11 protein-coding genes are annotated in these 14,929 nt (G+C 71.3%); 6 read left to right on the top strand and 5 right to left on the bottom strand.

Annotated features, from left to right (window positions below; all coding sequences use genetic code 11):
* Nucleotides 1–49: 49 nt before the first annotated feature.
* Nucleotides 50–2,623, bottom strand: coding sequence for an MXAN_6230/SCO0854 family RING domain-containing protein (locus ACWEOO_RS38745; RefSeq protein ID WP_452147290.1), 2,574 nt, complete (start codon nucleotides 2,621–2,623; stop codon nucleotides 50–52).
* Between the two features lie 463 nt (nucleotides 2,624–3,086).
* Nucleotides 3,087–3,251 carry a DEAD/DEAH box helicase gene (locus ACWEOO_RS38740; protein WP_452147289.1) on the bottom strand — a complete coding sequence of 55 codons (165 nt, stop codon included), beginning with the start codon at nucleotides 3,249–3,251 and terminating at the stop codon, nucleotides 3,087–3,089.
* A 229-nt stretch (nucleotides 3,252–3,480) separates the two neighbouring features.
* Between ACWEOO_RS38740 and ACWEOO_RS38735 the strand changes: the two genes are divergently transcribed.
* Nucleotides 3,481–4,752: a diguanylate cyclase gene (locus tag ACWEOO_RS38735; protein ID WP_452147288.1), complete on the top strand. Its 1,272-nt coding sequence runs from the start codon at nucleotides 3,481–3,483 to the stop codon at nucleotides 4,750–4,752.
* Here the strand turns inward: ACWEOO_RS38735 and ACWEOO_RS38730 are convergent.
* The gene (locus tag ACWEOO_RS38730; RefSeq protein WP_452147287.1) at nucleotides 4,717–5,691 is read right to left on the bottom strand and encodes a zinc-binding dehydrogenase; all 975 of its coding nucleotides are present in this window, start codon (nucleotides 5,689–5,691) and stop codon (nucleotides 4,717–4,719) included. The genes ACWEOO_RS38735 and ACWEOO_RS38730 overlap by 36 nt on opposite strands.
* Nucleotides 5,692–5,794: 103 nt before the next feature.
* Here ACWEOO_RS38730 and ACWEOO_RS38725 point away from each other — a divergent pair, with 103 nt between their 5' ends.
* Both ACWEOO_RS38725 and ACWEOO_RS38720 read left to right on the top strand, forming a co-directional pair.
* The gene (locus ACWEOO_RS38725; protein ID WP_452147286.1) at nucleotides 5,795–8,605 is read left to right on the top strand and encodes a DEAD/DEAH box helicase; all 2,811 of its coding nucleotides are present in this window, start codon (nucleotides 5,795–5,797) and stop codon (nucleotides 8,603–8,605) included.
* Nucleotides 8,598–9,896 carry an SWIM zinc finger family protein gene (locus ACWEOO_RS38720; protein WP_452147285.1) on the top strand — a complete coding sequence of 433 codons (1,299 nt, stop codon included), beginning with the start codon at nucleotides 8,598–8,600 and terminating at the stop codon, nucleotides 9,894–9,896. Before ACWEOO_RS38725 ends, ACWEOO_RS38720 begins: the two co-directional genes overlap by 8 nt.
* Before the next feature lie 425 nt (nucleotides 9,897–10,321).
* Here ACWEOO_RS38720 and ACWEOO_RS38715 read toward each other — a convergent pair whose 3' ends face one another.
* The gene (locus ACWEOO_RS38715) at nucleotides 10,322–11,302 is read right to left on the bottom strand and encodes a GDSL-type esterase/lipase family protein (protein WP_452147284.1); all 981 of its coding nucleotides are present in this window, start codon (nucleotides 11,300–11,302) and stop codon (nucleotides 10,322–10,324) included.
* A gap of 51 nt (nucleotides 11,303–11,353) precedes the next feature.
* On the bottom strand, nucleotides 11,354–12,145 hold the full coding sequence (locus ACWEOO_RS38710; RefSeq protein WP_452147283.1) for a TrmH family RNA methyltransferase: 792 nt from the start codon (nucleotides 12,143–12,145) through the stop codon (nucleotides 11,354–11,356).
* A gap of 271 nt (nucleotides 12,146–12,416) precedes the next feature.
* On the opposite strand from ACWEOO_RS38710, the gene ACWEOO_RS38705 reads away from it, so the two are divergent.
* The 3 genes from ACWEOO_RS38705 to ACWEOO_RS38695 are packed head-to-tail and all read left to right on the top strand — an operon-like array spanning nucleotide 12,417 to nucleotide 14,915.
* Nucleotides 12,417–13,607, top strand: coding sequence for a hypothetical protein (locus tag ACWEOO_RS38705; RefSeq protein ID WP_452147282.1), 1,191 nt, complete (start codon nucleotides 12,417–12,419; stop codon nucleotides 13,605–13,607).
* A complete protein-coding gene (locus ACWEOO_RS38700; protein ID WP_452147281.1) occupies nucleotides 13,604–14,254 on the top strand; it encodes a hypothetical protein in 651 nt (216 codons plus the stop codon). Before ACWEOO_RS38705 ends, ACWEOO_RS38700 begins: the two co-directional genes overlap by 4 nt.
* Nucleotides 14,247–14,915, top strand: coding sequence for a hypothetical protein (locus ACWEOO_RS38695; protein ID WP_452147280.1), 669 nt, complete (start codon nucleotides 14,247–14,249; stop codon nucleotides 14,913–14,915). The genes ACWEOO_RS38700 and ACWEOO_RS38695 overlap by 8 nt, the downstream gene beginning before the upstream one ends.
* Nucleotides 14,916–14,929: the final 14 nt, after the last annotated feature.

Raw genomic sequence — 14,929 nt, 5'->3', positions numbered from 1 at the left:
GGAATTGTCAAACTCCTCTCAGGCTCCTCTTAGGGAGTCGCTTCGAGTCTTAGGGAGTCGCTTCGAGGCCGGCGCGGGCGCGGGAGTCGGGGGCCAGGCCGGTCAGCAGGTGCGGCGCGTCGATGAGTGACAGGCTCGCGCCGTCGAGGAGACGCGGGTGCAAGGCATACACCTCCGCGCCCGCGCGCGGCGTGACGTCACCGGTCAGCACGGCCACGAAGTCGGCCCGTTTCGCGGCGTCGGAGTCCCAGCTCCGGTCCGGCTCCAGCCGCAGCGTGACCCGCCGGGCGAACGCCGCCGGCTCCTCGGCCGGGCCGCGGACGTAGCCGACGACCGAGCCGTCGGCGCACCGGACCGCGATCTCGTCGGTCCGCGCGGCCGCGTGCCAGCAGCAGATCTCCCACAGGCTGACCCGGTCGCCCGCGCCGTGCACCTCCTCCATCGTCGCCGCCATCAGCCCGAGATGGCCGCCGTACCGGGCGATGTTGTGGCCGTAGCCGGCCGCGCCGAGGTTCACGTCGTACCAGCGGAGCTCCTTGGTGTGCAGGTCGACGCCGAACGGCAGCAGGATCTTCGCCGGACCGGCCAGGTCGAACCGCTCCACGACCGTCGCCGGGTCGAACAGCGCGTTCGGCTGCCGGAGGACGCCGACGAACCCGCGCTCCAGAGCGTCGAACGGTACGTCGTTGTAGCTGAACACGACCGGCAACAGGTAGCGGCCGCCGACCCGGCGCACCGCGCGCAGGTCGATGTCGACGAACTCCGTCGAACCGTCCGGGCCGGGCGCCGACGTCAGGTCGCCGGAATGCACCAAGGCGTCCTCGTCGAACCGCAGCCGGGTGTAGTCGCACAGCCCGACGAACGCCCACTCCTCGTCGAAGACCGCCACCGACAGGTCGAGATCGATCCGCCGGCCGCGCGGCTCGACCCAGTGCAGGAACAACCGGAGCAGCTGGTCCTGCGGGATCGGGACCGCGCTGCCCCGCGTCATCCGCAGCAGGCTCGACGACGCGCTCCGCTCCGAACCGGGCGCGGCCAGCCGGGCCAGCTCCTCGTCCAGGAACGCTCGCCGCCAGCGCGGCAGACCGGTTGCCCGGCGCAACATTTCGCCGACCAGCACCGCGGACAGCTCGCCGGCGAGCGCGCTCGGCAACGGCTCCCGGTCGTCGACCGCCGTCCAGATCCGGGCCGTCCCGCCGCGGGGGAAGAACAACCGCAGCTCTCCGGGCGGCGTCCGGACCTGGCCGAGGGCGGCCGTCAGAACGGCCGGCGACACGTCCGACACCGCGGTCGTGAGGGCGTCGACGAGGACCGAATGATGCTGCTGCGGAAGTGCGCGCGCGAGGTGCAGCAGCCGGCGCACCAGCTCGCCGGGGCGCTGCATCAGCAGATCGAGCGCCTGCTCCGGCCGCCCTTGGACGAAAGCACCCTCGACGCGTGCGGCGAACGTGCTCATCACGAGCCGCCCGTCCTCCACGCGCACCAACGGATGCCGGGCGGCCGCACCCGCCACCGCCCGGCCGGCCGCGGTCCCGAGATCCAGGTCGGTCCGCCGCAGGACCGCGAAGGCCAGCGCGGCGACCGGGAAGCGGGTCGCGAACTCGAACGGATGCAGGTTCTCCCCGATCCGCTTCCAGGCGCGCTCGTGGCGGAGCATGTCCTCCACGAGCGTCTCGACGGGCAGCCGGTCGAGACGCTGCAGCACGAGCCGTCGAGTTGCCCGCGGCAACGACCGGCGCCGGGCCGGCGGCGTCCGCAACCCGGGGTCGGCGTCCATCAGCGCGAACACCAGTCGCAGGACGTCGGTCGCGGTGCCGGCGCGATCGATCAACGCGGGCTCGTCCGCGAGGAAGTGCGCGAGGACCAGCGCCCGGGTCTCGCGGACCGGGATGTCCGCGGGGACCCAAGCCGGGCCGGCGCCGTCGAGCAGCACCAGCAGATCGGCCCGGTCCGCGGCCGACAAGGGGGCTCGTCGTGCGAGCAGGACCTCGACGGTCTGGCGGACCGAGTCGGCCGTGGCCAGGGAGAGCAGCCGCAGACGATCCGAACGGACATGCGCGGGCGGCTCCTCGGCGAGTGCCGGCTTGAGGAACGGATCGCCGGGGTCGATGCGCCGGAGGCAGAGTGGACAGGCACTGAGGTCGGTGCCGTCCCAGCAGGTGCGGCAGACCAGGTGCGCGCAGGGGGCGACCGCGTGCACGGAGGCCGTGTCACCGCAGAGCACGCACGGCTGCTCCGGCTCCTGCAGCAGCCGCGCGAAGACCCGGTTCACGTAGAAGGTCTCGGTATTGCCCGGAACGGTCTCCGGGAAGCCACGGAACAGCGGTGTGTGGTCGGCGTCGGCGCCTGACTCGGCGTCGAGCAGCTCGAGCAGCGCGCTGCCGAACCCGGCCAGTGCGGGCGCCGACAGCGCGGCGCAGTGCCGGTACAGGCCGACCGAGAGCAGGAGGCCGCGCTGGATCAGGTCGGCCTGGAGGGCGGACAGGCCCGCCTGGATCGTGAGCGGGCGGCGCAGCCACTGCCAGGCGGAGCGCCGGACCGGCGGGGTCAGGGCGGTGGCGTCGACGAGCCGACGGCGGCGCAGCAGCACGGCCGCCCGCGGGTCCCCTGATGGCTCCGGCATGCGCGACTCCCCCGGGTGAGCACGGTGTGTGTGCGTCTGTCAGGACGGCGCCAGGGGCGGAGAGCGGACGCGCTACTTGGCCTGGTGAAGGAGAAGGAAGCACGTCCAGGAGCCGCCCCTGGCACCGAGAACGCTACCGGGCGCCACCGACAGTTTCGGTGCGCTCGCCGGGCCCACAAAGAAGAGCTCCGGTAGCAGGGTCGGGGCCGCCCCGCCCAGACCCCGCTACCGGAGATCTCCAGAGTAGAACGTTCACCCAAATCGCGCGCCACCGGGTCCCCGATTCGGCGGTGAACTGGCACTGATGCGCCGCGCCGGTGACCGACGGCAGGCAGCAGGCCACGGACCGTGAACGCCGATACCCACGCGAAAATCACGGGTAAGGTCAATTCACGAGGCGTCGGGGTTCAACTCGTGAATACCTTCTCCGGAACGTAAGAAATGCGTTAAGAAATACCGCCGGTCACCAGTCGTTACCGCCACCGGAGAACCAGTCGTTACCCGCGCCGGAGAACCAGTCGTTACCGCCGGTGAACCAATCGTTGCCACCGTCGAACCAATCGTTGCCGCCGGTGAACCAGTCGTTGCCGGTACGGACGGTACGGACGGAGTGCGCTGGGATCTGCATGGTTTTCGACCCTTCTCGATGCTGACCAACTGGTGGAATGCCCGGGACACCGGGGTGACCTGACGTGAACAGGTCGTTACTATGAACACATAACCGCTCAGATCTACCGCTTGTGAGGCTGATGATGATTCTGATCGGTCGGAGCAACGGGTTGCCACCCAGGCAATGGAAGCTCTGGTCACTGCCCAGGACCGCATTGGCTTATGTGATCGCGATTGACGTGATTGCGGTGACGATAACCACACTCGCGGTCCGGAGCACGGCCGTCGGGCCGAATTCCGGGGTCACGCATTCGGAGTGGGTGGCGTTCGTCGTCCTGGCGGTGGCCTCGACGCTGCACCTGGAGTGTGCCCGCGGAATCGAGCGCCGACGCGAGCTGGCCGCGAACACCTCGCCGCACACCAACCTGAAGTGCTTGTGGATCTTCGCGGCGCTGCTGCTGCTCCCACTGTCGCTGGTCATCCCGCTGGTGGTGCTCTCGTACACGTACTCCTGGTTCCGGGTCTACGGACGCACCATCGCGCACCGCAAGGTCTTCTCGACGGCGACGTACATCCTGGCCAGCGCGGCGTCGGCCGCCGTGCTGCGGGCCGGCGGCCTGCTGGAGGCGCCGCGGGTGCCGACCGGTTTCTGGTCGCTGCTGGTGGTGCTGGCCGCGGCCGCGACCTGGTGGCTGGTGAACTACGCGCTGGTGATCGGCGCGATCCTGCTCTCCAGCCCAGAGGCCACCGCGCGTGAGGCGCTCGGGGACCTCTCCAACCAGTTGGTCGTGTGCGCCGGCCTGGGTCTCGGAATCGCGATCGCCGCGGTCCAGACGTCGTACCCGTGGGTCGTTCCGGTGCTGATGGTGACGGTGCTGGCGCTGCACAGGGACCTGCTGCTCCCGCAGTACCAGCGAGCCGCCGGCATCGACAACAAGACCGGCCTGGCCACCTCGTCGTACTGGGCGAGCGCGGTGCCCGCGGAGCTCGCCCGTGCGGACACACTGCGCAGCACGGTCGGCCTGCTGATGCTGGACCTGGACAAGTTCAAGGAGATCAACGACACCTACGGGCACCCTGCCGGCGACGAGGCGCTGCGCGCTGCTGGTGAAGCGATCCGTGCGGAGGTGCGGAACGGCGATCTGGTCGCGCGGGTGGGTGGAGACGAGCTGGCGGTGCTGCTGCCGGGTGCGTTCGAGTCCGAGGTGCTGGAGATCGCGGAGCGGATCAGGGAGCGCCTGGTGGGCCTCACGGTCGCGGTCAGCACGACGGACGGGCGGACGACGACGCTCGACGGCGTGCCGGCCTCGTTCGGCGCGGCCGTGTACCCGGAGGTCGCGAGCACGATGGACCAGCTGATCCTGGCCGCCGACGACGCCCTGCTCACGGCCAAGCGGTCCGGGCGGAACAAGATCGTCGTCGCCCGCCCGAACCAGCCTGCAGACCATCCCGCTCTCCAGGCGGACAAAGCTGCTGAGCAGGAGTCAGCGCCGGAGACTGATCAGCGCCTTACCCCGTAGCGTGCGGTTCTCGAGCGCCCGATGCGCGTCGGCCACGTGGTCGAGGTCGTACACCTGATCGACGACCGGCCGGAGGTCCCCGGCCGCCGCCCGGGCGATCACGTCGGCGCCCGTGACGGCCGTCGTCGTGGAGTCGGCGCGAAGGTCCATGATGCCCTTCACGGTGATGCCGCGCCGCTCGGCCTCGGCAGGGTCGTACGCCGCGAATCCGCCGCTCGGCGCGCCGTGGGCGGAGAACCAGCCGCCGTCGGTGACCACGCTGAACGCGGCCGCACCGAGTTCGCCGCCGGCGCCTTCGAACACGATGCCGGCGCCGCGTCCGTTCGTTGCCTCGAGCACTGACTTCTCCCAGCCCGGCCTGCTGTAGTCGAGCAGGACGTCGGCGCCCTGCGCCCGGCTGAGCTCGAGCTTCTCGTCGCCGCGGGCGGCTGCGACGACACGGGCTCCGGCCTGGTGGGCAAGCTGGATCAGGAGCAGACCCATTCCGCCGGCGGATGCGGTGATCAGGACGTCCTGGCCGGCCATCGGCGGCGCGAGTTCCTCGAGCATGAGAGCCGTGAAGCCGTCGCCGTACACCGCGACCGCGGTCGGCAGGTCGAGCTCCGGCGGCACCTCGACCAGGTCGGTCGCGGTCAGGGCGAGTTCGGCGTGCGCACCGAAGGCGACGCCGCGACCGACGACGGTCTTGCCGATCCAGTCCGCATCCACACCGGGACCAGTTGCGCGCACCTGTCCGCCGAGATTGGTGCCCGGCACGTACGGCGTTCGCACGTCGAAGAACTCGCCGTACGCGCCCCGCCGGATCGCGGTCTCGACGAAGATCACGTCCGCGATCGCGACCTCGACGAGCACCTGCCCGGCCGCGGGCTCGGGATCCGGGACCTCATGGGTCTCGATCACGTCCGGACCGCCGAACCTGGTCACCACTGCTGCACGCATATCCACACTCTCCGGTTTGTCGTCGGGAGCTTCCGAGCGTGCAACCTCAACCGGAGTTCAGGTCAAGTCGGACTTGTCGGTGGTCCGGCGTACTGTGCAGGGCATGTTCGACGCCGTCTTCGTGCCCGCCGACCCGCCGCGCGCGGGCCGGCTGGCGTTGTACGGCGACCTGGCCGGCTCGGGCGAGGCGGCTGACGGCACCGTCGACGTCGTCCTCCCCCGCGGCATCACAGTCCGCCGCAGGACCGTCCCGGCCCGCTTGCTGTCGATGGAAGAGGTGCTGGCCCGGCTGACCGAGCCGGACTCCGACCGCGACGCGACGGGAAGCTGGGCGGCATGGCGGGCGGCGGGGCTGGCGGGACTGGTGCTGATCGGGCGTGGGCGGTTGGTCCCGGACCACAGCCCGGAGGGGTACGGCGCGTGGCGGGTGGCTCCGCTGGACCCGATCGACCGCGCCTGGCTGCGGAACCTGGGCGCCGCCATGCCGGCGTACGGTCATGCCCTGCCGATCGACGGCACCCGACCCGTGCGGCTGCGAGAGCCGGAGCCGCTGATCCGTGCGTTCTGGGACGCGCTCGCGGACACGCTTGTCCGCACTCCCGCGGCGGCTGTCGCCACGCGTCCCGGCGCCGCGCCGTTCGCGGCCATCGAGCCGGCGGCCCTGCCCGGAGCGACGAGTTGGCTGGACGAGACCGCCCTGGCCGAAGAGGCCGGCACCCGCCTGGTCCTCCGCATCGAGCCGCCCGACTCCGCCGACGCGCTCGACTTCCGGGCGGTTCTGCAGTTGCGGAGCGGGGTCGACCCGAGCCTGCTCGTCGACGTCGCGGACATGTGGAACGCACCCGCCGCCGTCCTCACCGCCCTCGGTGAACGCGCGGAGACCGATCTCCTGCTCGCTCTGCGCCGCGGTGCGCGGGTCTGGCCGCCACTCGGCTCGGCGCTGCGAGACGCCGCGCCCGAAGAGGTTCCGATCGACGATGTCGCGCTCGAGGAGCTCGCTGAAGGCAGCACGGCGCTGGAGGGCGCCGGCATCGAGGTGCTCTGGCCGACCGAGCTCTTCGCCGGCGAGCTGGCCGTCCGCGCCACCGTCGCGACGCCGTCCCCCGGCGCCGTCACCGGCCCCGATTTCAGCCTGACCGATCTGGTCGCGTTCCGCTGGCGTCCCACCCTCGACGGCGAGGACCTGACCGAGGCCGAGGTCTCCGCACTCGCCGAGGCCAAGCGCCCGATGATCCGGATGCGCGGCCGCTGGATCCGGGTCGACCACGACATCGTCCGCCGGCTCCGCAACGGTTCCGGGCGCAAGCTCACCGGCGCCGAAGCGCTCGGCGCCGCGCTCACCGGGACGATCGACGTGGACGGCGAGCTCGTCCCGTTCGACGCCGACGGGTCGCTGGCCGCGATGCTCGGCCGGCTGCGCGCCAGCGAGGAGCCGGCATCGCTCGCCGAGCCCGCCGGGCTGCGCGCGACACTTCGCGACTACCAGCGCCGCGGCGTCGCCTGGATGGCGCAGCTGGCCAACCTCGGCCTCGGCGGCTGCCTCGCCGACGACATGGGCCTCGGCAAGACCATCCAGGTGATCGCGCTGCACCTGCAGCTGGCAGGACGCGGACCGACCCTGGTCGTCTGCCCGTCGACACTGCTCGGCACCTGGGAGCGTGAGTTCGAGCGGTTCGCCCCCGACGTGCCCACGCGCCGCTACCACGGCGCCGGCCGAAACCTCAGCGAACTCGCCCCGGACGAGGTCGTGCTCACGACGTACGGCGTGGTGCGCCAGGATCACCGGGTGCTCGGTGAGATCGCGTGGGGCCTGGCCGTCGCCGACGAGGCGCAACACGCGAAGAACCCGCTGTCCCGCACCGCCCGCGCTCTGCGAACGTTGCCGTCAGCAACCAGGATCGCGCTGACCGGGACACCGGTGGAGAACCGGCTGTCCGAGCTGTGGTCGATCCTCGACTGGTCGGCGCCGGGGCTGCTCGGGACGCTCGACCGGTTCCGCCACGACGTCGCCGTACCGGTCGAGCGGTTCCACGACGAGGAGGCGACCGCCCGGCTCGCGCGGGTGACCCGCCCGTTCCTGCTCCGGCGGCGCAAGAGCGATCCGGGGATCGCTCCCGAGCTGCCGCAGAAGACCGAGCACGACGTCGTCGTCCCGCTGACCACCGAGCAGGCCACGCTGTACCAGGCCGTCGCGAAGGAGACGCTGGCGAAGATCGAGGAGGCGGAGGGCATCGCGCGGCGCGGGCTCGTGCTGAGTCTGCTCACGCAGTTGAAGCAGGTGTGCAACCATCCGGCGCAGTTCCTGCACGAGCCCGGCCCGCTCGAGCGCCGCTCCGGCAAGCTCGCGGCGCTGGACGAGTTGCTCGACGTGATCCTGGCCGAGGGCGAGTCGGTGCTGATCTTCAGTCAGTACGTCGAGATGTGCCGGCTGATCGAGGCGCATCTCGCGGCGCGGCAGGTCAAGACGCTGTTCCTGCACGGCGGCATCGGGGTGCGCAAGCGCGAGGAGATGGTCACGCAGTTCCAGTCCGGCGAGGCTCCGGTGTTCCTGCTGTCGTTGAAGGCCGGCGGGGTCGGGCTGACGCTGACGCGGGCAACGCATGTCGTGCACTACGACCGGTGGTGGAATCCGGCCGTCGAGGACCAGGCGACGGACCGCGCGTACCGGATCGGCCAGGACCAGCCGGTGCAGGTGCATCGCCTCGTCACCGAGAACACGCTCGAGGACCGGATCGCCACGGTGATCAACGCGAAGCGGGATCTCGCGGACGCCGTCGTCGGCTCGGGTGAGGCGTGGCTGAGCGAGCTGTCCGACACGGAGCTGACCGAGCTGGTCGAGTTGTCGACAGGGCCGGCTCGGTCCGGGGCGGCGAGTGCCTACAACCCTTCTGCCGTTGGGAAATCCGATGCCTGACGACGAGCGTAGGCCAGGGCAAGGCCGCGCCCGGCAGACCGACAGCCCGGCGCAGCCGGCTGCGGCGGGGCCGGCGTGGTGGCGGAGCCGCGAGGACGCGGGGTTGCCGGCTGCCAAGGGGCCGGGGAGCCGGCGGTCGTTCGGGGCGACGTGGTGGGGGCGCGCTTGGTTGGAGGCGCTGGAGCAGCGGGCCCGGCTCGATCCGGGCCGGCTGTCGCGCGGCCGGTCGTATGCGCGGCGTGGCAGTGTGCTCGAGCTGACCGTCAGCCCGGGCGAGGTCCAGTCCGTGGTGCAGGGCAGCCGCGTCACGCCGTACCAGGTGACCGTCCGGATCCGTGCCTTCTCCGCGGACGAGTGGGACGCCGTGCTCGAGATCGTCTCGGCGCAGATCGGGCGGGTCGCGGCGCTGCTCGACGGCGAGTTGCCGCCGGAGGTCGTGGACGACGTCCGGGCGGCCGGGCTGGATCTCCTGCCGGGCGCGGGCGAGGTCCTGACGAACTGCAGCTGCCCGGACTTCGCCGTACCGTGCAAGCATTCCGCGGCGGTCTGCTATCTGGTGGCCGATGCGCTCGACGACGACCCGTTCGCCTTGCTCCTGCTGCGCGGCCGACGCAAGGACGAGCTGCTCGCGGCACTGCGGTCCCGCCGCGGCGGGACCGCCGAACCGCCCGCTCCCCTTCGCGCTCCCGCCCCCGCAGGCATCCCAGCAATCGCCGCCTTCGCCCGTCACCTCTCCACGACATCAGGTCCCCCGACCGTTCCGGTGCCCGTGCCGCCCCGGCCACTAGCCGCTCCCGGGCTGCCGACGGCAGTCAAGGTGCTGGATCCACCGCGCTCCTCGGGCGTCGACATCCGCGACCTGGTCGCGCTGGCGACCGACGCCGCCCGTAGGGCCTGGGAGCTGGCCTCCGGCGACGCCAACCTCGCCCTGACGTACCAACAGGACCTCGCGCGACGAGCCGCGGATCTTCTCGGTACGCCGGCCCTCGCCGACCTGGCTCATCGCGCCGACATGTCCGCCCGCGAACTCACCACCTGGGCCACCGCCTGGCATCACGCCGGCCCTGGCGGTCTGGCCGTCACCGCCGACGCGCCGCACGACGTCGACCCCGACGCCCTGACCGATGCAGTGGCTGCCCTCCCGAACGCCACCGTCGAAGCCAACCGCGTCACCGCCGGCAAGCTCCAGCTCCGCCTCGGCCAGGACAACCTCTGGTACCGCTTCGACCAGAGCTTCAACGACTGGACCCTGACCCGCCGACCAACACCAGACCCTCAGGACCTCGTCTAGCCCGCCCGACCGCCGAGTCGTGAGATTCGGTCGCGAACAGGAGCCCGGATCCACGACTCGTGGGAGCGGGTGTCGACCGATCGCCACGACTCGGCGGGTCTAGCGGGCCTCGACGAAGGCCTTGGCGAGGCGGGAGATGAGGTTGTACGGGATGGGCTCGGCAAGCGGGAACTTCAGCGTGTACGCCGTACCTCCTCCAGCGCCACCCGCACCTCGGCCGGGAACGACGCGATGTACTCGTCCACACTCCCGAACCTCGTACCCATCCCACCATCGTGCCCCACACCCCCTCTCCCCTGTCCCGGCCTTGGTGGGCTGAGACCACAACTGGTGGGCTGGGACCAGAACTCGTGGGTTGATACCTGCTATTTCAGGTCTCCGGGTGCCAGTTCCCGTCCCGGGACACCAACTCCCGCCTCGGGAGGCTAGGTGGGGCGGCGGAGGGAGGTGTGTTCTTCGAGGGCCGCGACCAGGTGGCCGGCGATCTTCGCGTGGCCGGCGACCGTGGGGTGGACGAGGTCGGTGCAGTCGTCCTCGGTGATCCAGCCGGTGGAGTCGACACAGACCAGGTCCGGGTCGTCGACGGTCTTCACCGCGGCCTGGATCGTCTCCGCGTGCTTCCCGCTGAACGGGGTGAGCGCCACGATCGTCGCCGACGGGTACGCCGCGCGCACCCGGCGTACGTAGTCCGTGTACTCCTCGATCTCCAGTGTCGGGTCGTTCACGCCGAGGTTGACCACGATCACGTCGGACGGCTCGACCCGCTCGGCCGGCGAGCCGGCGAAGTTCCACCCGAACGAGTCCACCCCGGCGGGCACCTCGCCGTTGCCCGGCTTGCTGATCCCCTGGCTGCCGAACCCGACCTGGTACGCCGTGGCGCCGAACGCCCGCGCGGTGAGATACGCGTACGACGTCGTACCGTCGGCGCCCTCGGACTCCGGATGCTCGCTCAGCGACCGCACGCCCTGCGTGATCGAGTCGCCGTAGAACTCCAGCCGCGGGCCGCCCGGCCGGCCGCTGAGCCGCAGCCGCGACTTCACGTCCAGCACCAGACCGGCGAACACGACCGCACACTCGAACGGCGGGTTCCACCGGTTGACGTGCTCGTTCACGTCCTTGACCACGACCTCGACCCGGTGCCGGCCGTCGGGCGCCTCGACCTCGACGACCGGCTCCTCGATCACGTGCAGCCGGGGCTCGCCGTCGTCGACCGTGATCCACAGGTGCGGCGCCACCGACAGCCCGTCGGTGTCGAACAGCAACTGCAGCCGCTCACCGGCGTACGAGAACGAGATCCGCGACCCGGAGTTGACCGTGATCGCGACGCCGGGCTGGTGTCCCCACTGTCCTTCCAGGACGATACGCGGATCGGACGGGGCGACGACCTCACCTGGCTCGAACGGCACGGCACACTCCTGGTCTTCGGCTTCGACGGCGATGCCATTGTGCCCAATACGTCACCAGCCTTCCTTCCGGGCCCGCGCTTCGAACAGCAGGATCCCCGCCGACAACGCGACGTTCAGTGAGTCCGCCTGGCCGAGCATCGGGATCGACACCGCATCGAACCCCTCGTCGTGCCACGCCCGCGACAGGCCCGACCCTTCCGAGCCGACGACGAACGCGGTCGGGCCGTCGTACCGCGGGACCCGGTAGGTGCCCGTCGCGGCCGGGTCCGCGAGATGCACGCGGAACCGGTGGCTGCGCAGCCAGGCGGCCGCGGCCGGGATGTCGTCGAACTCGACGATCGGCGTCGAGAGGACGGTGCCGCGGCTCGCCGAGTACACGGCGGGATGGGTGGGGCGTGCGCGGCGGCTGGTGAGGACGAGGCAGTCCGCGTTGGCGGCGTCCGCCGTACGGATCAGGGTGCCGAGGTTTCCGGCGTACTCGACCCCGTCGGCGACCAGGACCAGTGACCGGCTGGTGAACCGGAACGTGTGCGGCCGCCATTCCGGCAGGCGCGCGATCGAGATCAGGCCGTCCGAGCGGGTCTTGCGGGACAGGCGGGTGAGCAGCTTCTCCGAGATGCGGTACACCTCGGTTGCGCGCTCGGCGATCCGATCGACGTCGGTCGCCCCGGCTTCCGGGCACCAGAAGAAGGTCTCGATGGTGGCGGTCGTGGTCAGCAGGCGGTCGTGTTCCCAGGTGCCTTCGACCATGATCCGGCCGGGTGAACCGTCCCTGCGCAGCGTGAGCAGGTCACGGACACGGGGGTGTTGCGCGCCGATGGAACGCGCGTTGTGCACAGTCATGTGCAAGCTCCGAACGGAGAGAATCAGCAAGCGCGCCGGGGACACGACGGTCCACTCCGGCGGGGCGACACCCGCGGGTGCCGTGGTACTGACGCGGCCTTCCCGACCGCGTCAGCCAAGGATTCTCATCACGTATCGGATGGTAGGCAGCCGCGGATCCGCCGTCATCCGGTTTTCCACAGGCCGCTGGCGGGTGAGTTTTGGTCTGTCGGTGCTGGTGGCTAGAGTCCTTTTCTCTGATAGCCGCGCTATCACACGGGAGGGAGTGCGGATGGACGCGACACTGCTCGACGCCGAGGCCGAGGCGGCTGTGCTGCGGGTCTACCGTCAGGTGTTCGCCGTGCTCGCCCGTGAGGCCGGCGCGATGATCGTCGACCCGGACCTGCTCGACGTGGACCAGGCGATCCTCGACGCGTTCGCCGAGGCCGGCAGCGACGGGCTGACCGTGGAGCAGGCCACCCTCGCCTGCCGGGCGTATCCGCACGACGTGATCGTCCGCCGCTTCGACCTCCTCCGGCAGTACGGCGCGATCACCAAACTCGTCGACCGGCCGAACGAGTTGCGCCACCGCGCCGCCTTCGCGCCGTACGTGATGCTGATGTTCCTGCGCCGGATGTCGGTCCAGGGCGGCCAGGCCGAGCTGCACCAGCTGCTCACCCTCGAGGCGCACAGCGTCAGCGACCCGCAGGCGACCGCGGCCGACGGCCAGGCCTCCATCGGCCGGCTGACCAAGGTCTTCCGCCTGCTCGGCAACGAGCTCGCGATCCTGGTCTCGACCAGCACCACCGCCCAGCTCCGGGAGAACGCTCAGCTCGCCTGGGGCAACGAGCGCCTGATCGAGCAGGCGGAGAAGGTGCACCGGCTGGTCCTGGACCGCTGGCCGTCGCTGCATCGGGACTGCACCTCGCTGCGCATGTCCCTGGCGGCGTATGCCGACGCCGTGCAGCTCGCCGCCGGCCGCCTGGTCGAGCGAGCCGGCACGACGCGGGCGCTCGGCCTGCTGCCCATCGAGACCTGGCTGACGTTCACCCGCGGCAGCGAGCCCGACGTGCTGGCTGCCGTGCTCGACGGGTTGTTGTTCGACGCTCCGGCGCCGGACTTCTCCGCGCAGACGATGGTCGAGGCGGTGGAGACCGGCCGTCGCAGCGGCAGCGCGCGGATGGCGCCGCCGCGGCCGACCGCGGACGCGGACGCACCGGAGTCCGCCGCAGCAACCGACCGCGAAGACCTCCGGGCCGAGGCGGAGCGAGTGCTCGCCGGCCGGCCGGCCGTCGACATCGTCGAGGTCATCGACGAGGCGGGCGACTGGATCACCGCCCGCCGGGTGCTCGCCGAGCTGACCGCGGCGCACCTGCACGACGAGCTCGACTACGAGCTCGTCTGGTCCGACGGCATGCGCATCGACCCGGCCGCCGGCACTCCCTGGGCCACCGAGGGCGTGTTCCGGAGGGTGTCCCGTTGAGCAGCGAAGCCGTCGAGCGGCGGCTGTACAACGCGCTGTGGTGGGCGAAGGTGCAGTCGGCGGGCCCGCTCGAGGTGGATCCGGACACGCCTGTCGTCGCGGGCCTCACCCGCGCGGCCTCGCCGGACGGGTCGACGGTCTGGCTGGTGCCGACGCTGCCGTCGGGTGCTGGGCACGGTGTGCTCGAGGAGCTCGGCGCTCCCCCGGTCGCCGTCGAGCAGCCGAACGAGACGGCCCGCATCCTCGCGATCTGTGTCGCCTGCTGCTGGACCGATCGCAGCGCGCCCGCCTGGCCGGGTGAGACCGGCACGCTCGCGCAGATCCGGGCGGTGTACGCCGGGATGCGCGGCCGCCCCGAGCAGTCGAGCGACCTCACCCTGATCATCGGCAGCCTCCGCCGCCTGCACGCCACCCACTGGCTGCTCTGGAACGACAAGGCCGGCGAGGTCCGCCTCGGCCCCCGCGTCATCACCTGGACCCCCGCAGACCTGGCAACCCTCCGAGACCTCTGCCGCCACCTCCCAGACCCACCACCGGCAGTCCTCTCCCCCCACTCACCCACCACACCCCCGCCCGCCGAGTCCCTCCCGGATCCCGCCCCGGCACAGACCGACGCCGGCCAGGAATCGGAGGTGCCGGGTGACTGAGAAGCATGCGTTGTTCGATTCGTTGCTGCAGGATCTCAGCGATCGCTCCCGTGACGAGGTGCTCGCCGCGTTCAGCGCGGTGCAGTATGCGGCGCACCCGGTCGCCGAAGTCCAGCTCGCCGGGCTGCGCGACGTCACGTTGCGCCGCCAGGTGCAGCGCATGCTGAAGCTCATCGGCCGCACCCTCGTCCACGTCGACGGCACCCATTGGACCGCCGGGTACGACGACGACATCGCGGCCGGCCTGGCCGCACAGGGCTGGCAGCCGTTGTCCGTCGTCGACCGCGCGGTGCTGGTGCTCGTGCTGGTCCACTCCGTCGCGATCCCGCGCAGCGAAGGCATCCTGACCGGCGACAGCTGGAAGTCCGCGCGACCGACCACGGTCGACGAGCTGCGCACCAGCAGGATCAGCGGCGAGGAGCGGCGCCTCGCCCTGCAGCGGTTGCGCGCCGCGGGCCTGATCCAGCTGTCCGGCGATCACTCCGGCGGCCCGGCGTACATCCCGGGACCGCAGCTGCAGCGCCTGACACCGGCCGCCCGCCGCCGCCTCCAGGACCAACTGATCCTGGCCGCCGCGCCGGCCAGCCCGATCGCCGAAGCCATCCGCGCCCGCAACGGCGTCCCAGCAGAAGTCAGCACTACAACGGGAGATGATGCATGAGCGAGCGCAGCGAG

This window comes from Kribbella sp. NPDC004138 (assembly GCF_053603655.1).
Note: the sequence above shows the minus strand (reverse complement) of the source record. Positions and strands in the feature narration are given on the sequence as shown.